This window comes from Bacillus sp. SRB3LM (genome assembly GCF_015712745.1).
GTDB classification, from domain to species: Bacteria; Bacillota; Bacilli; order Bacillales; family Bacillaceae_G; genus Bacillus_A; species Bacillus_A thuringiensis_K.
On the sequence record NZ_VWVQ01000114.1, the window covers coordinates 238,107 to 258,529 of the forward strand.

The following is a 20,423-nucleotide window of genomic DNA, read 5'->3' on the forward strand; positions in this document are numbered from 1 at the left end:
GACGAAAATAAACATGATACAATCGGATAAGATATATATTCGAGGAAGGACAGTGGTTTTCATGATTATTCGTAATGAACAAGATTTAGAAGGCTTACGAAAAATCGGCCGCATCGTTGCGCTTGCACGTGAAGAAATGAAAAAACAAGCGAAGCCAGGTATGACAACGAAAGAGCTTGATTTGATCGGTAAAAAAGTATTAGATGAGCATGGTGCTATTTCTGCACCTGAAAAAGAATATGATTTTCCAGGTGTAACTTGCATTAGTGTAAATGAAGAAGTTGCTCATGGTATTCCAGGAGATCGTGTATTAAAAGAAGGCGACTTAGTAAACGTCGATGTATCTGCTGCACTTGATGGCTATTATGCAGATACAGGTATTTCATTTGTACTTGGAGAAGACGAGGAAAAAGAAAAACTTTGCCAAGCAGCGGTTGATGCATTTTGGACAGCAATGAAAAAGATTAAAGCTGGCTCAAAACAAAATCAAATTGGTCGTGCTGTTTCAAACTTCGCACATAAAAGTGGGTACAATGTTATTCAAAACTTAACTGGTCACGGCATTGGTCTTAGCTTACATGAAGCACCAAATCACATTTTAAGCTACTATGATCCAATGGATAATGCGCTTCTAAAAGACGGTCTTGTTATCGCTGTAGAACCGTTCATCTCTATGAAGGCTGATCACATTATTGAGCGTGGTGACGACGGTTGGACATTTGTTACACCTGATAAAAGTCTTGTTGCACAATGTGAACATACCGTTGTCGTAACACGCGGTGAACCAATAATCTTAACAGAAATCTAATACCAAAAACGGCTGTTTTGTAGATTTATTCCACATAAAACAGCCGTTTTTTATTTTTGGGAAAATATGTGAACTATTGTTGAACTCTTTATCATTTAAGTATATAATCTTTAGCGGAGGTTACTGAAACTTATCTTTACTAAAAAGATATTGTAACTAAGGAGTAAAACACCTTCTTTCTTATTGTTTAAACAGGCTCAAAAATGACCGTAGTAACGTGTTAGTCGAATATTCTGTAATCCTTATATCTCTCTAACAATGTAAGAAACTATCATCTTTCAACTTCGGTCCACTAATCGCACAACTCTCTTTAGACAAAATAAATGACTATTTTCAAAGTACATATTGTCTTCATTCTGACCAAAACCAACCCTATCTAGATTTTTATTTCCACATAACTTTAAGGCAAAAATAAGCCTTCACAAAGGGATACACTACCTTGGTTAGTATGTATCGTAAAACTTACCTTTATAACCATTCTTTTTTACTAGATATACATGAAAACTATCTCACATATGAAGGTCTGATATCATTCTTTATATCAGTATTTTTTTCGACATTTTTTTGTCGAATTGTGTATATTTCCATAGAACTGTGTAAATATACATTTTGTTTTACGTTAAACAATTTTACTTTGAACATAATCCTGTTTGTCTGAGAACGCGTATAGAAACGGAGGGATAACAAAAATAAATAGCTTATAACAAATACTTTTAATATTCCATTTGTTCATGTGGAATAAGTCCCCAATGGACAAATGAATGTTCAGAGGAGGAAAAATGAAAAAACTTTTTAATGTATGTTTAATTGTATTCGTACTATTTTCGCAACTTGCTAGTTTTCCATACAATCAAGTAAGAGCGGAAACGTTAACAGGAGATTCCTTATTTGACACTGTTGAAATGAAAGATGCAACGAATCATATTATTGACGAAGCAAAAAATCCTAGCAACTTAGTAAAGATAGGATCAACCATTGAAGTAGAATATGCTTGGTCAATAAAGGATCAACAAGTTGCACACGCAAATGATACAGCAGTAGTTCAAATACCACTTGCATTAAAAGTATCTAAAGATTTGCAAGGGGATTTAGTAACAGATCAAAAAAATATTGGTCAATATTTTATAACAGCTAAAGATAATAAATTAAAATTAATATTTAATGATCAAGTAGAAAATTTGAAAGACGCTAAAGGAAAAATTAAATTTGATACTGTGTTTAACTCAACTTTAAAAACTGGGGAAAAATCAGTTCAAATCGCTTTTCCTTTAGGAACAATGGTTCAGCCTATATCAGTTCCTGTTCAGGTAGAAGACTCTAAAGAAGATGGCACCAAACAGGATACTAATAAACCAGTGCAAGATCCAGTAGCTAAACCTGTTACTGACAATCCGGAGCAAGATCCAACAACTAAAACTGTTACTGATAATCCGGAACAAAACCCAGCAACTAAAACTGTTACCGATAATCCGGAACAAAACCCAGCAACTAAAACTGTTACCGATAATCCGGAACAAAACCCAGCAGCTAAAACTGCCACTGATAATCCGGAACAAAACCTAGCAGCTAAAATTGCTACTGACAATCCAGAACAAAAGCTAGCAAGCGACCCTGCTGAGAATACAAATTCAGGTCCAAAGCAAATAACAACAAACATTTTAACCGGTGTAAAGTTGACGGATAAAGACGGAAAACCATTTACAGAGGATAACCGTCCAAGTACAGATTCCCCTGCCAATATTGAGTTTACATGGGAACTTTTAAAATCAATGAATGTGAAAAATGGAGATTACTATATTTTTGATCTTCCTAAACATTTTAAGATTTACAATACAATTAACAGTCCTTTATATGATAGTGAAAACCATCAAATTGGTAATTTTACTGTTACAAAAGATGGAAAAGTCACGATGACATTCAACGATTATGTTGAAGAGCATCCAGATGTTGCTGGTAACCTACAATTAAAGACAGAATTTAATAGAGCTGAAATTAAAGGTACAACAACACAAGAAATTCCTTTCCCGATTAAAGATAAGGATGTTTCTATTACAGTTGACTTTAAGCCTAATGTACAAACAGCTACGAATAAAAAAGGATTACCTGATAGACCAATTAATACAAATGAAATTAATTGGAAAGTAGAGATGAACAAAACGCAAGACACCCTTAAAAACGCTATTTTTAAAGATAGCATTCCACAAGGTACAAACTTAAATAAAGATTCTATTAAAGTTTATTATTTAGAAGTTGATGTTAATGGGAATGTAACGCGTGGTGCAGAAGCTGAGCCAACAGATTACAATATTATTTCATCAGATGGCTCAAAATTGGAGATTACTTTTAAAGATTCTATCAATAAAGCATATCAAATCGAATATGCCACAAAAATTACTGATGAAAATATTAAAAGTTTCCGAAATAACGTTACGATAACGAGTGATAATCAAAAGCAACAAAACGCAAGCTCTACTGTAACGGTTTCTCGTGGTACACACTTAAATAAAACAAGTAAATATGATCCAAAGACGCAAACAATTGAGTGGACAATTACTTACAATGGTGATCAAAGAGAGATCAAAAAAGCAGATGCGATTTTAAAAGATATTTTTGACGATACACACGAACTAGATGCAAATTCTATTGTTGTAAAAAACGCTTCATATAATGAAAAAGGAACGCTTGTAACAGGTGACGCTGTTAATAATTACACTGTAAGTAACAAGAAGAATGGATTCGATTTACAGTTTAACAATGATATTAATAGTGCTTATGTGATTACCTATAAAACCAAGCCAACTAATAAAGTTATAGAAGATGGAAAAGTAAAAAATAAAGTTACAGCTGATAATGATTCAAGTAAAGAAAATGAAGCTAGCTTCAAGCAGCAAAATATTATTAAATCTAATAATAAAGCTGAAACAAATTATAAAGACAAAACAACAACTTGGACAATTATAGTAAATAATAACAACTATCCATTAAACAAAGCGATCATTACGGACACCTTTGATCACGGTGGATTACAATTAAAAGATAAAAAACTAGAAATTAAAGACGGAAATTATATCCTTCAAGCTGGGACTGACTATGTTTTAGATGCAACAGATAAAGGCTTTACAATTACTCTTATAGGTACATATCAGTCTAATATGACAAAGACATTAGTCGTAAAATATACGACAGACTTTGATTATACAAAGCTAGAAAGTGGTAAAACTTCATTTAAAAATACAGGTAACCTATCTTGGATAGATACGGATTCTAATCCACAATCAAATAAAGTTGAAGCTAATTTCGATCCTGATACTTTCACAAAGGCAAATGGTTATAAATACGGTTCTTATAACGCCCAAACGAAGGAAATTACTTGGATAATAGGCTTTAACTATAATAACGTTGAGATTAAAGATCCTTACGTTATAGACGTAATACAAGATAAACAAAAGTTAGTTCCTGGATCCATTGAAGTGCGCGACATGATTTTAAATGGAAATCCTGATAATGCACAACCTGGTAATGCTGTACCAACTAAGAAATATGAACTTGAAGAACCTACAGAGAAAAATAAAAACACCCTAAAGGTTCATTTCAAACAATCAATTAATTCACCCTACTATATTATCTTTAAAACAAGCCTTGATGGTGAACTTATCCAAGGTACCTACAAAAATGAGGCAGATTTAAAAGATGGCTCTAAAATTGTAAACACCCTTACAGGTGACACTCAAGTAAATAAAGGTGGCAGCTTTGTTACTAAAAAAGCTGTGCAAGACGACAACTATATTAATTGGAGTATCGCAATTAACGAAAGCCAATCAACCATTGCGGATGCGGTTGTAACAGATGACCCAACCGAAAATCAGGTAATTGTGGAAGATTCATTCCACTTATATCCTACAACTGTTGATCCATATGGAAATTTAACAAAAGATAAAGTAAACGAATTAAAAGAAGGAACAGACTATAAACTCAAAATAACAACAGACAATAATACCGGAAAGCAACATTTCGAAATTGCCTTCTTGAAAAAAATTGATCGAGCTTATATTTTAGAATATCGCTCACTTATTAATGCAGACGATAAAGAAAAAGTAAGTAATAAAGCGAAAATCACAGGCAATAAGTTGACAGTTAAAAACACAGAAACTACTGAAACAATTGAAGTGAGAATGTCTTCTGGTTCAGGTGGAGGATCTGCTACCAAAGGTCGTGGAAACCTTGAAATTATAAAGGTAGATAACGACAATAAGAACGTACTATTAGCTGGGGCAGAATTTACTTTATACGATCGTACAGGTAAAACTGTTATCCGTAAAATTACAACAGACAAAGACGGTATCGCTAAATTTAATAATTTAAAACGTGATAAATATTTATTAAAAGAAACAAAGGCTCCTGAAGGCTATGTAATTAGCTGGGATTTAAAACAAGGGAAAATTGTTGAACTTGGTACACAAGAGACTACAACATATAAACTTGCAAATAAGAAATTTGTCGGGAAAGTAGTTTTAACAAAATCTGATGACCTGAACAAAAACGCAACACTACAAGGCGCTATTTTCACACTACTGGATAAAGATAAAAAAGTAATTCCAGAACACAAAGAATTAACAACAAATAATAACGGACAAATTATTATAGATAAACTAAAACCAGGAACTTACTACTTACAAGAAACGAAGGCTCCTGAGCATTATCAATTAGATAGCAAACTTATTCCGTTTACTATCTCTATAGATCAAACAACAGTAGTAAATCTAGCTGCGACAAATAGTTTAACTAAAGGATCTGCTCTTTTAACAAAAGTGGATAATTATAATAAAACTTTAGCAGGGGCAGAGTTTACTGTTCAAGATCGCAACGGAAAAAATATTCCTGGATATGAGAAATTAACAACAAATGAACATGGACAAATCGAAGCAAAAGATTTACGTCCTGGTAAATATCAATTTGTCGAAACAAAAGCTCCTGAGCACTATGAATTAGACAAAACACCTATCCTATTCGAAATAGAAAAAAGCCAAACTACAGCTGCTTCTATTAAAGCAAAAAACACTTTAATTAAAGGTGGTGTTACTTTAACAAAAGTTGATGATGTAGATGGCAATACTCTTGAAGGTGCGGTATTCAAAATTGTTAACAACAAGAACGAAGACGTGCGTACAAACTTAAAAACAGAAAAAGATGGAACTTTAACCGTTGAAGATTTAGAGCCTGGTGAGTATCAATTTATTGAAACAACACCACCTAAATACTATGAATTAAATAAAGAACCAGTTCCATTTACAATTGAAAAAAGTCAAACAAGTATCATTCCAATTACTGCAAAAAACAGTTTAACAACAGGTGCCGTTGAGTTATTAAAAATCGACGAATTTGATAAAAAGACTCCTCTTGCTGGAGCTATATTCAAAATCGTTAATGAAAAAAACGAAGACGTGCGTACGGACTTAACTACCGATAAAAACGGAACTATTAAAGCTTCTGACTTACGTCCAGGCAAATATAAATTTATCGAAACGAAAGCTCCTGAACATTATGAACTGCGATCAACACCAATTGAATTTACAATTGAAAAAGGTCAAAAAACACCGATTGTTATTACAGCTGAAAATAGTCTACTACCAGGCGATGTTGAGCTAATAAAAATCGATGATGTTGATGGCACTCCACTTACAGGTGCCGTATTCAAAATTGTTAATAACAAAAATGAGGATGTCCGTACAGAATTAGTTACGAATCAGGAAGGTAAAATTATTGCTACTGGTTTACGTCCAGGTAACTATAAATTTATCGAAGTAAAAGCTCCGGAGCATTATGCCTTAAATAAAACACCGATTGAATTTACAATTAAGGTAAGTCAAGCAACTGCTATTAACGTTACTGCTACTAACAGCTTAATAAAAGGCGGTATTGAATTAACAAAAGTTGATGATGTAAATGCTAAGGAAACCCTTGAAGGTGCGGTATTTAAAATAATTAATGACAAAGGCGAGGATGTTCGTACGGAACTTACTACTAATAAAGACGGTAAATTAGTAGTACAAGACTTACGTCCGGGTAATTATAAACTAATCGAAACAAAGGCTCCTACTTATTACGATGTAAATGAAGAACCTATTGAATTTACAATTGAAAAGAGCCAACAAAAACTCATCCCTATTACTTTCAAAAATAGTTTAACGAAAGGAAAAGTTAAACTTATTAAAGAAGATGATGTGGAAAGTAGTAAAGCTCTTGCCGGCGCTGTATTCACATTGCAAGACGCAACTGGCAAAGAAATTATGAAAGATTTAACAACAGATGGTCACGGAGTATTAGTTATTCCTGATTTAGCACCAGGGGATTATCAATTTATCGAAACAAAAGCCCCTGAACATTATAAATTAGACAAAACACCTATTAAGTTCACAATTAAAAAAGGTAGTAAGGAAGATCTTCCTATCCCTGTTACTATAAAAAACAGTTTACTTACAGGTGGCGTCACTTTAACAAAAGTTGATGATGTTGATGGCACTACTCTTGAAGGTGCAGAATTTATAATCGTTGACGCTCATGATACTAAAAAGGTAATTCGCAAAGGTTTAACGACTGATACAAACGGTAAAATTACTGCTTCTGATTTACGTCCTGGAGACTATCAATTTGTTGAAGTGAAAGCTCCAAAAGACTATACCTTAAGCAAAGACCCTATTCCGTTCACTATCGAAAAAAGTCAAAAAGAGAATATTACTGTTACTGCTACTAACAGTTTAAAGAAAGGTGCAGTAACATTAACAAAAATCGATGACATCGATCGTACGATGCTCGAAGGTGCAATCTTTAAGATTGTGGATATGAATGGTAAGGAAGTTCATACGAATCTTGTTACAGATAAAAACGGTAAAATTTCTGTTTCTCATTTACGCCCTGGAGACTATCAGTTCATTGAAACAAAAGCTCCTGAGCACTATGTATTAGATGAAACAACGATTCCATTTACAATTGAAAGAAGTCAAACGAAAGAGATCAATGTTACAAGCAAAAATGCTTTAAAAAACGGTAGCGTTGAACTAACAAAGATTGACGATATTGATATAAATACAAAACTTGCTAATGCCGTATTTAATTTATTAGATGCAGACGGAGAGTTGGTTGAAGAAGGCTTAAAAACAAATGATGAAGGTAAAATTGTTGTTGAAAATCTACGTCCTGGTACGTATCAATTCGTTGAAACAATTGCTCCTGAACATTACGATTTAGATAAAAAACCTATCGTATTTACAATTAAAAAGAGCCAAACTGAAACTCTTCATGTCACTGCTACAAATGCTTTAACAAAGGGTGCAGTTAAACTTTCTAAAACAGATGATGTTGATGGCACTGTTCTTAAAGATGCAGTATTTAAAATTGTTAATATGAATGGTGATGTAGTTCATAAAGACCTTGTTACAAATGAACAAGGAATAATCGAAATTAACGACCTACGTCCTGGTGATTATCAATTCATCGAAACGAAAGCTCCGAAGCATTACGTTTTAGATGAAACACCAATCAAATTCACTATTGAAAAAGGACAGAAGAAAGCTATTTCTTTAACTGCTACAAATAGCTTAAAACAAGGTAGTATCGAATTACTTAAAGTTGATGATTTAAACAATCAAACAAAACTTGCCGATGCGGTATTTAATTTACTAGATCAAGATGGCAAAGTACTTAAAACAGATTTAAAAACAAACAGTGAAGGTAAAATCGTTATCGAAAACTTACGTCCTGGTACGTATCAATTCGTTGAAATAACGGCTCCTGAACACTATGATTTAGACAAAAAACCAATTATATTTACAATTGAAAAAAGCCAAAAAGATATTGCTACCGTTACTATGAAAAATAGTTTAACAAAAGGCGGCGTGGAACTTTCTAAAATGGATGACGTCGATGGCACTACTCTTGAAGGCGCAGTATTTAAAATTGTGGATATGAATGGCACCGTAATTCACAAAGAGCTTGTTACGAATCAACAAGGTAAAATTAGCGTTTCTGACCTACGTCCTGGTGATTATCAATTCATCGAGACAACGGCTCCGAAACACTATGATTTAAACAAAGAGCCAATTCCATTCACAATCACAAAGAGCCAAGCTGATCCTATCTCCGTTACAGCTACAAATAGCTTAACGAAAGGCGCTGTGGAACTTTCTAAAGTGGATGATGTAGATGGTACCGCTCTTAAAGATGCGATATTTAAAATTACTGATATGAATGGTAACGACATTCGCACTGAGCTTACAACAGATGTAGATGGTAAAATTTCTGTTTCTGACTTACGCCCTGGGGACTATCAGTTTATTGAAACGAAAGCTCCTGAACACTATAAATTAGATAGTAAACCTATTAAGTTTACAATTAAGAAAAGCCAAAAAGAAAAGCTCCAAGTTACTGCTACAAATAGCTTAACTGAGGGTTCTGTAGAATTAATAAAAGTGGATGATATAAATCCAGATACAAAACTTTCTGATGCAGTGTTTAACATCATTGATGCGAATGGTAAAATTGTTCGCACGGATTTAACTACTGATAAAGATGGTAAGATTACTGCTACAAACTTACGCCCTGGAGACTATCAATTCATTGAAACGAAAGCTCCGAAAGATTACGATTTAAATAAAACACCTATCAGCTTCACTATCGAGAGAAGTCAACTATCTCCCGTTTCTGTTACTGCTAAGAATGGCCTAACAAAAGGTGGCGTGGAATTAACTAAAGTTGACTCTATAGATAAGAAAGAAATGCTAGAAGGTGCGGTATTTAAAATTACTGATATGAATGGTAACGACATTCGTACGAATTTAGTTACCAATAAAGACGGAAAAATCATCGCGAAAGACTTACAGCCAGGAGACTATCAATTTATTGAAACGAAAGCTCCTAAACATTACGACTTAAATGAAGAACCAATTAAATTCACAATCGAAAGAAGTCAAACAAAGCATGTCTTCGTTACAGCTATTAATAGCTTAACGAAAGGTAGTGTGGAGTTAATTAAAGTTGATGATGTTGAAGAAAACACAACACTTGAAGGTGCAGTATTTAAAATTGTTAACAAGGATGGGCATGACGTCCGTACCGATTTAACTACTGATAAAAACGGCCGTTTAGTCATTGATGAATTACCACCAGGACACTATGAGTTTATCGAAACAAAAGCTCCTGAACACTATGACTTAAACGAAACACCTATTAAGTTCACAGTTAAAAAAGGCCAAGAAAAAATCGCCTCTGTTACTGCTACGAATAGCTTAACTAAGGGCACAGTTGAATTAACTAAAGTTGATGACATCGACGGTACTACTCTTGAAGGGGCTATCTTTAAAATTGTAGATATGGACGGCAAGGATGCTCGTTCAGATTTAACTACTGATAAAGATGGGAAGATTTCTGTTTCTGATTTACGTCCGGGAGATTATCAGTTCATTGAAACGAAAGCTCCGACTGGCTATGATTTAAACGTTAAACCAATTCCTTTCACAATTACGAAAGGACAATCTCAGATTACCTCTGTTACAGCTTTAAATAGTTTAACAACAGGTTCAATTGAGTTAACTAAAGTTGATATTGATCACCACGGAACACTTGAAGGTGCCATTTTCAATATTTTAGACCAAGATGGAAAAGTAGTACGAGAAGGTTTAAAAACAGATGGGCATGGTAAATTAATCGTAAATGATTTGAAACCTGGTAATTATCAACTAGTGGAAACAAAAGCTCCTGAAGGCTATCAATTAGATGCATCACCAATAAGCTTTACTATTGAAAAAGCCCAAGCTTCACCACTACAAATTACAGTTTCAAATAAAAAAATTGAATCTTCTTCAGGTGGAGATGACAAGCCAGTTACTCCTCCAAATAAAGAAGAAAACAAAGGCAATGAGAAATCTGAGAAACACGAAAACGGAACTTCTGAAGAAACATCGAATAAAACAGATAACAAACAGCAAGATGATCAAAATACGGATAAACACCTTCCAAATACAGGTCATAAAGAAGACCCTACACAAACAGTAGGTATCGTTCTTCTACTAGCTGGATTATTAAGTATTTTAGCTACAAAACGCAAAAAAAATTATTAATAATTTTTTCACATCCAATCAATCTCTCAATTGATTGGATGTTTTTTTATACAAAAAGGACGATACATAAAGTATCGTCCTTTTAACGGGGTGAGGCTGCCCAAAAGTACGGAAAACCTTTGAACAGCCTCTTATTTTCATATGGATGCCTTACATATATCACTGATAATAATTATGAAATGCGGAAACATAATTACCATCAACTGATTCAAACATGAGAAATGAAACCCTACAGTGATTCCATTCCTCTACATAATCTAAAGTTTGGGTACACTAGATTCATGCAATGTAGGAGCTTTCAGAGTAGAAAGCGAACCTTCGTTTAAAATGATAGCATACATATCTCCCTCAAAAATATGCAAATATGCATATATCGTTTTTATTTCTCAATGTCAGAATATTGAAAAACAAAAGGCACGAAGGTAAAATAAAGTCATTATCCGTCTTCTTTTGTCAGTCAGAGAGAATAGAAGAATAGGAGAGGAAAAAATGAGAAAATCATTGAAACAAAAAATAGTAAGCTCTTTGCTTGCTGTATCACTCGCTGTTAGCTTAGCTCCAATCGGGCAAGCGAAAGCGGATTCCACGTCAGAGGTTACACAAACTCCATCTATTACAAAACAGATTGATCCAAACCGCGCGATTGAACATGTTCGTTTCTTGTCTGAAACAATTGGTCCTCGCCCCGGTGGGACAAAATCTGAAGAATGGGCTTCTCGTTACATTGGTATGCAGCTTAAATCAATGGGCTATGACGTAGAATATCAACCATTTCAGGTGCCCGATCAATACGTTGGATTCATTGAATCACCACTATCAACAAAACGTACTTGGCAAGCTGGTGCTTCTCCTAATGCACTAATTTCTACAGAAGCTGTTACAGCTCCCCTTATCTTTGTTCAAGGTGGGACAAAATTAGAAGATATTCCAAATGAAGTAAACGGTAAAATTGTTTTATTTGAAAGAGGAACGACAGTTACAGACTATAATAAACAAGTTGAAAATGCTATTAGCAAAGGTGCAAAAGGTGTTCTTTTATACAGTTTAATTGGCGGACGCGGAAATTATGGACAAACCTTCAATCCCCGCCTAACGAAAAAGCAATCTATCCCTGTCTTTGGTCTTGCTTATGCACAAGGAAATGCATTTAAAGAAGAAATCGCTAAAAAAGGGACAACAATTCTTTCCCTAAAAGCGAGACATGAATCTAAATTAACATCTCTAAATGTTATCGCCAAAAAGAAACCAAAAAAGAGTACAGGTAATGAAAAAGCAGTCGTTGTAAGCTCGCACTATGATAGTGTTGTCGGAGCACCTGGCGCAAATGATAATGCTTCTGGAACTGGATTAGTATTAGAACTAGCTCGTGCTTTTCAAAATGTAGAAACTGATAAAGAAATTCGCTTTATTACCTTTGGTTCTGAAGAAACTGGATTACTTGGTTCGGATTATTACGTGAATAGTCTATCCCCAAAAGAACGCGACCGTATTTTAGGTGTCTTTAACGCCGACATGGTTGCAACAAATTATGATAAAGCAAAGAATTTATACGCTATGACACCTGATGGCTCTACAAACTTTGTAACAGACGCTGCCTTGCAAGCAGGTAAACAACTAAATAATGAACTCGTCCTACAAGGTAAATTCGGTTCTAGTGATCATGTTCCATTTGCTGAAGCTGGTATTCCTGCTGCTCTATTCATTTGGATGGGTGTCGATAGTTGGAATCCATTAATCTATCATATTGAGAAGGTATACCATACACCTCAAGATAACGTATTAGAAAACATTTCGCCTGAACGAATGAGAATGGCATTAGACGTTATCGGAACAGGAGTTTATAACTCGCTTCAAAAACCTGTTCCTCAAACTGAACAGAAAGCTGCTTAATCATTTAAAAGACCACTGATTTTATCAGTGGTCTTTTATTGAGAAAAAATATATATGCATAAAAGCATATTTTATCCTACCCATTATCGTATACAATATTAATTGTAACAAAAACGATTACAACTAATAAGGAGGCTTTTTCTATTATGAAAAAAATGATTTTAGCAGGTGCATTAACTTTAGCAGGAATTACTGGAGCTACTGCGTTTATCCCTGAAACAAAAGTCGCTGCTGCCGCTCAAGAACAAAGCTTTACAAAATTTTATTCTTTGCAAACTGGAGGTAGTTCTGAACAAGAACCTATTTTCCTTCAAAAAGGACAAGAACTAACAATTCATCCTAACAGCAAAACTCCTAGTTACAGTGTTTATGACTCAAATCATAACCTTATTGGACGTTATTCTGATGGTTACGGCCGAATTTTCACTGCAAAAACAGATGGAAATATGTATGTTCAATTTCATGCACCTTACGTTTACTATAGTCCTGTTAGTTTTTCTGTTACTTATACTATTCAATAGAAAAGAGGTCCTTTATAGGACCCCTTTTATTTCTCTTCCCAATTCACTTTTACAAATCCATCTTTTACTTTTAATCCGCTTATATTCAATACATATTCTTCATTTGCTTTTAAAGTAACTGTAAAAGTACCTTTTTTCGATTCACAAATTTCCTTTAACTCTTTTATACCTTCTCCTTGTCTTTCATACACACTAAAACATAAGTTTCCTCGTTTTGCATCTGTCTCATAAGAAAATGTCACTTCTGTATCCTTTTCATATTGAAATTTGATATCCTTACCGGCAATATCCCATGATGAGAATTTTGCCTCATAACTTGTTTTCCCTTGCTTCTCATTTTCTAAATATATATCTCCTGCTCTCCACGCATCATCTAACGTTTGTGCAAAAGTAAAACCACTAAGTAATACAAACATTGTACTTGCCAATATCGCAACTAATGTTACTTTCTGTTTTTTAACAAAATTCACCTTACATTCTCCTTCAACCTTCTTTTTACTTCTTCTTACCATATATAATAAAAATCCAATAAAGAATGGCAATATAACTGCTAAAATACTCCACCCTTTGCTCATTTGATGTGCTTTAGCATCTGTATATACCCATGATGCAACACATATTAAAAGTGCTATAAAAGCCAAAAACATTGTAATTCCAGCTATCTCAAATACTACAAATGGATTAGCGAACTCTATCATGTAATTTATACTCCTTCTTTAAAAATGACTGTATTACAACATATATCGGAATGTATACGTGCATCATAATCACACTTGCTATCAGCATAGGAATTTTATGATCCAAATGAGTGATAAATTGTTCTATAACAATTGTTAACAAAACAATCCAAATGGCATGAATACTAATTAGCCACCTCTTCTCTAACTTCTGAGCCTTTCGCACACCCTGCTTCGTGTTATTGATTAGCTCTTCGCTTGGAATTATCTCTCCTGCTAAACTGCTCTTTATTTTCTGTTCAAGTTTATCTTCCCTCATGAACGAACCCCTCCAAATGTTCTCGCATTTTCTTTTTCCCATAATTAAGCCGATACTTTACCGTACCAATTGGTATATTTAATATTTCACTCATTTCCTTGTAAGAATATTGTTCATAGTAATAGAGTACGAGTACCGTTTTATATTTTTCATTTAATAACTGTATAACTTCCCGTATCATTTCGGCTTCTACCTTTTGAATGATTTCCTCTGATATATTCACATCATCTACAAACTCTACTTCTCCACCACCTTCTTTATGAAATAAATCTAATACGCGATTTTTCCATCTTTTCTTCTTGCGGTAAAAGTCATAAAATGTACGAACGCAAATTGTAGTAATCCACTTTTTATAATTATCCACATAAGAAAGTTGGTGCCTTGATGAAAAAACCTTTATCCACGTCTCTTGAAAAATATCTTCCGCATCTTCTTTCGTTTTCGCTAATTTATAGCATAAGGAATATATTTGCTTCTTATATATATCAATTAATTCTTCTATCTTTTCTTCCATCATAAGCCTCCTAACATTTACATAAGACGACGCAAATTCCCCTTTTGTTTGATAAAATTTTATTTTTTTTATTATCTCCACATAAAAAGGCAATCACAACATCGTGTGATTGCCTTTTATTTAAAAACGAAAGCCCGCTTCCGCTTTTCTTTATGTCCAGCTCTGCCTCCTAGCCCCCTTCTGTCTAAGAACCTTCCCCACGAGAAGATAAAATGCATCTTCTGTGGGAAAGAACCTTAGCCTTCGGGACTAAACAGTCGGCTCCGCTTTTCTTTATTGTCCAGTTCCAGCGGCTAGAATACTCGGTGGCTTCGCGCCTTCCTCCGAGGCAAAGTACGCCTCTCTGTCAGGAGCTCCATCCCCCTCCTATTCTAAACGAGCCGCTTCCGCTTTTCTTCATTACATTTTTTCTGGTGCAGATACTCCTACGATTGCTAATGCATTTTGAAGTGTAGTGCGTACTGCTTTCATTAACTCGTAACGAGCTTTACTTAATTCTAAGTTATCTTGGTTTAATACTTTTTCCGCATTGTAGAAGCTGTGTAATGTTGCTGCTAATTCAAATGCATAGTTTGTAATACGGTGTGGCAGACGTTTTTGTGCTGCATCCGCAACTACAGCTGGGAATTCACCAAGTTTTTTCAGTAACTCTACTTCTTTCTCAGAAGTAACAAGTTTATAGTTCACATCTCCATCTGCAGCTAATCCTAATTCTTCGCCTTGACGAAGGATACTGCATACGCGAGCATGAGCATATTGTGCATAGTATACTGGGTTTTCATTAGATTTTGATACCGCTAAGTCCATATCAAAGTCTAAATGAGAGTCACCGCTACGCATTGCGAAGAAGTAACGCATTGCGTCCACGCCTACTTCTTCCATAAGCTCACGAAGTGTAACTGCTTTACCCGTACGCTTACTCATCTTCATTTTTTCACCGTTTTGATACAGTTGTACCATTTGGATGATTTCTACTTCAAGCGTGTCTTTATCGTAACCAAGTGCTTGAATAGCAGCCTTCATACGAGGAATGTAACCGTGGTGGTCAGCACCCCAAATGTTGATTAACTTATCAAAACCACGCTCTAATTTATCACGGTGATAAGCGATATCTGGCGTTAAGTATGTGTAAGAACCGTCGTTTTTAATTAATACACGGTTTTTATCGTCACCGTAAGTCATTGAACGGAACCAAGTTGCTCCATCTTCTTCAAAGATCTCTTCGCGCTCTTTTAATACGGCAAGAGCTTGATCGATTTTTCCGTTTTTGTATAGTGATGTTTCTGAGAACCATACATCAAATTTAACACGGAAGCTTTCTAAGTCTTTTTGAAGTTTTGCTAATTCATATTTTAAACCGTACTCACGGTAGAATTCATAGCTTTCTTTTTCATCAGCTTTCGCATAACGATCGCCGAATTCTTCAGCTAAACGTTTACCGATTCCAATGATATCCGCACCATGGTAACCGTCTTCTGGCATTTCTTTATCTAAGCCTAAAGCTTGCATGTAACGAGCTTCAACAGAAAGAGCTAAGTTATGAATTTGGTTACCAGCATCATTAATGTAGTACTCACGAGATACATCATAGCCTGCTTTTGCTAATAGGTTACATAAAGTGTCACCTACTGCCGCACCACGTGCATGTCCTAAGTGAAGGTCACCTGTTGGATTCGCAGATACGAACTCAACTTGTACTTTTTCACCTTTACCAGTATTCGTTTCACCGTAAGCTTCACCAGCGTTTACGATTGTTGGAATTAAATCTGTTAAATAGCTATTATCCATATAGAAGTTAATAAAACCAGGACCAGCGATTTCGATTTTTTCAATAGAAGCTTTTGCTTTATCAAAGTTTGCAACTAGTTCTTCTGCAATCATTCGAGGTGCTTTTTTTGCAACGCGTGCAAGTTGCATTGCCATATTTGTAGAGAAGTCACCATTTGTTTTATCTTTTGGAGATTCTAATACAACGTTTGGAATCTGTTCTTCTGTCGCTAATTCTGCCTTTAATACAGCAGCCTGAATTTCTTCTTTAATCAATCCTTTTACCTGTTCTAAGGAATTCATTATTTTGCCTCCTTCAAATTAATTGTAATAGTATATCTGCCAGCTTCTTGTTCACTTAGAAGCAATGCGTAAGTTAAGAAGAGTTGTCCTTTTTTCTTTTCATCCGACCATTTAAAAAGAACGTTATCAGTCTTTGTTTGCAATGCAAACGTACCAAGTTCACTCGTATACGTACCAGTTGTCCATTCACCTTTCACATGCGTCTGACGCATAGAAACAGCACCTGAACGCATAATGAGAACTTGTTCATCTTGAATTTTAATAATTGTTTTCACTTCGCCTTGTTCGTTCGGCTCCTGGAATGTTACATATGTACCTTGACCTTTTACATAGTATTGACCATTTGCTTCAAAAGCAACGGTTTCCTTCCTCGCCCCTTCACGGATTTCTGTTACGAAATGAACGTGTACCGGCAAGCCTGCAAGTTGTTTCTCCACGTCTTGCACACCTTTCAAATGTTATAGATATTAAATACTACTTATAATAAATCACTTTTCCTATCATATCAAAAAAAGACTCTGTCTGTCTGCTGAAAAATCAGGAAAACTCCATTTCAAAAAATAATTCACTTATACTTTATTTCATATGATAAAATGTTTTTTAAATCTAAATATTCTTTTAATTATAGAGGTGAATTTAGTGATACCAACAAAATTAATAAAAGGCGATGAAATACGAGTGATTTCCCCATCGTGTAGTTTAAGTATTGTTTCAAATGAAAATAGAAAACTTGCTATAAAAAGATTAACTGACATGGGCTTTCAAGTTACATTCTCAAAATATGCCGATGAGATAGATCGATTTGCTTCCTCTTCTACTTCTTCCCGCATTCAAGACCTCCATGAAGCATTTGGAGATCCTAATGTAAAAGCTATTTTGACTACACTTGGCGGATACAACTCAAATGGTTTATTAAAACATCTCGATTACGATTTAATTCGTGAAAACCCGAAATTTTTCTGTGGTTATTCTGATATTACTGCCTTAAATAATGCAATTTACGCAAAAACAGGACTTGTTACATATTCAGGACCCCATTTCTCTTCATTTGGAATGGAGAAAGGACTCGAGTATACAGCCGATTACTTTTTACAATGCTTAACCGCTAATGAGCCTATTGAAATCGTTCCGGCTGAAACGTGGAGCGATGATTCTTGGTATATAGATCAGGAAAATCGAGAATTTATTAAAAATGAAGGATACGTTTCAATTCATGAAGGAGAAGCTACGGGAGATATTATCGGTGGCAATATGAGCACATTTAACTTACTGCAAGGTACACCATATATACCAAATTTAAAGGACAAAATTTTATTTATTGAAGAAGATAGTTTAACTGGAACATCTACTCTTAAAACTTTTGATCGTTATTTACATTCCCTTATGCAGCAGCAAGATTTTGAATACATAAAGGGAATCGTTATAGGAAAGATGCAAAAAGGTGCAGAATGTACGATAGAAGACATTCAAGAAATGATTGCTTCAAAACCTGAACTTGCACATATTCCTATCATTGCAAACGCAAGTTTCGGGCATACAACTCCGATTTTCACTTTCCCAATTGGTGGAAGTGCAAAAATTATTTCTAACAAAGAAAAGACATCTATCACTATTTTAACGCACTAAAGAAGGAGCGAATGAGTCGCTCCTTTTATGGTTTTTCTATTTTTTCCAACGCTTTTTGCGGTATTGACTCTTTCGTTATTTCAGCCCATCCTTTTCCTTGCATACCTTTTGCATAAATTTTTATAAAAGCACCTGCATGCAATTCACGATTTACCATTCTTTTAATAATTTGTTGCTTTCCGTCCTCTGTATACCCTTTAAATGTATACAAATATTCACCGTCTTTTTTCTCACCTTTATCTACAACCGCATAATAATCTTGTATTTCTTTATTTGAAAAGAAGTTGTCTACAAAAGCATGTACACCTTCTGTTTTTGTGTTTAAATAATACGCTGTTCCACCTAGAATAATGGCGAATACAGCTAAAACTTTAATTACCAATTTCATACATGAACCTCCTGTTTGCACTTCTTTCTCGCTAGTATTATATCTATACTTGTATTATACGGAAAAGAGCATACTATACTCTATCTAAAAGTCTTACACTTTCCTTACATTATTGTAAGGGATTTTTTCTTACAGCAAGTTCCCAAGAAAAAATTTTTCCGTTTCATACACTTTTATATTATTATTGAATGATACGAATTTTTATTACAAAAATCAAAGGAGACAGTTTTCAAATGGCTATCTTGCAAGGTTTAGCACTATTACTCGTTGTACTTTGTCTATTTACACTTTTCAGTTACCGCGCGCCTTACGGAATGAAGGCGATGGGCGCTTTAGCTAATGCAGCAATTGCAAGTTTTCTTATTGAAGCATTTCACCGTTATATAGGTGGAGAAATGTTTCATAATGACTTTTTACAATCAGTAGGAGAAGCTTCCGGTAGTATGAGCGGTGTCGCAGCAGCGATTTTAGTCGCATTAGCAATCGGTGTTTCCCCCGTATACGCTGTTTTAATTGGTATCGCTACTAGTGGATTCGGTATTTTACCAGGATTTTTCGCTGGATACGTTTGTGCCTTCGTCGTGAAATTTCTCGAAAAGAAATTACCAGCTGGTGTGGAATTTTTAGCAATCCTATTTATCGCTGCACCAATCTCACGCGGAATGGCGATGCTTATGGATCCGCTCGTTAACGCAACACTCGGTAAAATCGGTTCTATGATTTCAGTTGCAACTACAGAAAGTCCTATCATTATGGGTATTATGCTTGGTGGATTAATAACAGTTATTTCTACCTCTCCACTGAGTTCTATGGCACTAACTGCAATGCTTGGATTAACAGGTTTACCAATGGCAATTGCTAGTCTGGCCGTTGCAGCCTCAGCCCCGATGAACTTTATTTTCTTTAAACGATTAAAAATTTGTTCAAAGAAAGATACAATTGCTGTAGCAATCGAGCCTTTAACACAAGCCGATGTTGTCTCAGCAAATCCAATTCCAATCTATATGACAAATTTCGTTGGCGGTGCACTTGCTGGTATTATTACATCGCTATTCCAGCTTGTTAATAATGCACCTGGAACAGCATCACCAATTCCAGGTCTTCTTGTCCTATTCGGATTTAATGACGTTATAAAAGTAACGATTGCTGCCGTACTATGCGGAATCGTTACCACTATTGTCGGATACATCGGATCTATTGTTTTCCGTAAATATCCGATCCGCTCTGCTGATGAAATTCGCGGCATTGCTTCAGAAGAGAAAGTTGCATAAGAAAAAGAGCTATTCCCATCATTTGAGAATAGCTCTTTTTTATGTTGCATAACGGTAAATGAAATTATATAGGCGATTTTTTAAATATATCGACTTACCGACACATAACGACAAAATAAAAGCCCTCTAATCATATGAAGTGACCCCCGAAAGTTAGACAGGTCGTTTCATTAGGCAGCCTCTAGGGTATGAGCCCGGTATTGTACTGGGCTCATACCCTTTAATTT

At 35.0% G+C, this 20,423-nt stretch carries 12 protein-coding genes; 6 read left to right on the forward strand and 6 right to left on the reverse strand.

The genetic code is table 11. The features are described 5' to 3' along the window. Positions 1-13: 13 nt before the first annotated feature. From map to F3I02_RS33560, 4 genes are all read left to right on the forward strand, one after another. Positions 14-808, forward strand: a complete 795-nt coding sequence (map, locus tag F3I02_RS33545; protein WP_102947789.1) for a type I methionyl aminopeptidase — start codon at positions 14-16, stop codon at positions 806-808. Between the two features lie 779 nt (positions 809-1,587). Next, entirely contained in the window at positions 1,588-10,920 is a 9,333-nt protein-coding gene (locus F3I02_RS33550; protein WP_196478856.1) for a SpaA isopeptide-forming pilin-related protein, read from the forward strand. Between the two features lie 489 nt (positions 10,921-11,409). Continuing rightward, on the forward strand, positions 11,410-12,810 hold the full coding sequence (locus tag F3I02_RS33555; protein ID WP_001232221.1) for a M28 family metallopeptidase: 1,401 nt from the start codon (positions 11,410-11,412) through the stop codon (positions 12,808-12,810). Between the two features lie 146 nt (positions 12,811-12,956). Continuing rightward, positions 12,957-13,331, forward strand: a complete 375-nt coding sequence (locus F3I02_RS33560) for a hypothetical protein (RefSeq protein ID WP_000738221.1) — start codon at positions 12,957-12,959, stop codon at positions 13,329-13,331. A 26-nt stretch (positions 13,332-13,357) separates the two neighbouring features. On the opposite strand, the gene F3I02_RS33565 is transcribed toward F3I02_RS33560, so the two are convergent. The 5 genes from F3I02_RS33565 to F3I02_RS33585 form a co-directional block, all read right to left on the reverse strand. Further along, complete coding sequence (locus F3I02_RS33565) at positions 13,358-14,029, reverse strand: hypothetical protein (protein WP_000568891.1); 672 nt, start codon at positions 14,027-14,029, stop codon at positions 13,358-13,360. Then, positions 14,013-14,327, reverse strand: coding sequence for a hypothetical protein (locus F3I02_RS33570; RefSeq protein ID WP_001206381.1), 315 nt, complete (start codon positions 14,325-14,327; stop codon positions 14,013-14,015). The genes F3I02_RS33565 and F3I02_RS33570 overlap by 17 nt, the downstream gene beginning before the upstream one ends. Beyond that, positions 14,314-14,841, reverse strand: coding sequence for an RNA polymerase sigma factor (locus F3I02_RS33575; protein ID WP_002164261.1), 528 nt, complete (start codon positions 14,839-14,841; stop codon positions 14,314-14,316). The genes F3I02_RS33570 and F3I02_RS33575 overlap by 14 nt, the downstream gene beginning before the upstream one ends. A gap of 399 nt (positions 14,842-15,240) precedes the next feature. Beyond that, positions 15,241-16,911: an arginine--tRNA ligase gene (gene argS / locus F3I02_RS33580; RefSeq protein WP_001086444.1), complete on the reverse strand. Its 1,671-nt coding sequence runs from the start codon at positions 16,909-16,911 to the stop codon at positions 15,241-15,243. Further along, entirely contained in the window at positions 16,911-17,348 is a 438-nt protein-coding gene (locus tag F3I02_RS33585) for a YwiB family protein (RefSeq protein WP_000414867.1), read from the reverse strand. The genes argS and F3I02_RS33585 overlap by 1 nt, the downstream gene beginning before the upstream one ends. Before the next feature lie 202 nt (positions 17,349-17,550). On the opposite strand from F3I02_RS33585, the gene F3I02_RS33590 reads away from it, so the two are divergent. Continuing rightward, positions 17,551-18,537: a S66 family peptidase gene (locus tag F3I02_RS33590; protein WP_074595000.1), complete on the forward strand. Its 987-nt coding sequence runs from the start codon at positions 17,551-17,553 to the stop codon at positions 18,535-18,537. 25 nt (positions 18,538-18,562) lie between these two features. On the opposite strand, the gene F3I02_RS33595 is transcribed toward F3I02_RS33590, so the two are convergent. Continuing rightward, positions 18,563-18,925, reverse strand: coding sequence for a YxeA family protein (locus F3I02_RS33595; RefSeq protein WP_000779931.1), 363 nt, complete (start codon positions 18,923-18,925; stop codon positions 18,563-18,565). 233 nt (positions 18,926-19,158) lie between these two features. On the opposite strand from F3I02_RS33595, the gene F3I02_RS33600 reads away from it, so the two are divergent. After that, positions 19,159-20,196: a PTS sugar transporter subunit IIC gene (locus F3I02_RS33600; protein ID WP_000996307.1), complete on the forward strand. Its 1,038-nt coding sequence runs from the start codon at positions 19,159-19,161 to the stop codon at positions 20,194-20,196. Positions 20,197-20,423 lie beyond the last annotated feature (227 nt).

What these genes read in the sequence shown, in the direction of transcription:
- map (WP_102947789.1), top strand. Translation starts at nt 14, where the DNA reads ATGATACAATCGGATAAGATATATATTCGAGGAAGGACAGTGGTTTTC.
- F3I02_RS33550 (WP_196478856.1), top strand. Translation starts at nt 1,588, where the DNA reads ATGAAAAAACTTTTTAATGTATGTTTAATTGTATTCGTACTATTTTCG.
- F3I02_RS33555 (WP_001232221.1), top strand. Translation starts at nt 11,410, where the DNA reads ATGAGAAAATCATTGAAACAAAAAATAGTAAGCTCTTTGCTTGCTGTA.
- F3I02_RS33560 (WP_000738221.1), top strand. Translation starts at nt 12,957, where the DNA reads ATGAAAAAAATGATTTTAGCAGGTGCATTAACTTTAGCAGGAATTACT.
- F3I02_RS33565 (WP_000568891.1), bottom strand. Translation starts at nt 14,029, where the DNA reads ATGATAGAGTTCGCTAATCCATTTGTAGTATTTGAGATAGCTGGAATT.
- F3I02_RS33570 (WP_001206381.1), bottom strand. Translation starts at nt 14,327, where the DNA reads ATGAGGGAAGATAAACTTGAACAGAAAATAAAGAGCAGTTTAGCAGGA.
- F3I02_RS33575 (WP_002164261.1), bottom strand. Translation starts at nt 14,841, where the DNA reads ATGGAAGAAAAGATAGAAGAATTAATTGATATATATAAGAAGCAAATA.
- argS (WP_001086444.1), bottom strand. Translation starts at nt 16,911, where the DNA reads ATGAATTCCTTAGAACAGGTAAAAGGATTGATTAAAGAAGAAATTCAG.
- F3I02_RS33595 (WP_000779931.1), bottom strand. Translation starts at nt 18,925, where the DNA reads ATGAAATTGGTAATTAAAGTTTTAGCTGTATTCGCCATTATTCTAGGT.
- F3I02_RS33600 (WP_000996307.1), top strand. Translation starts at nt 19,159, where the DNA reads ATGGCTATCTTGCAAGGTTTAGCACTATTACTCGTTGTACTTTGTCTA.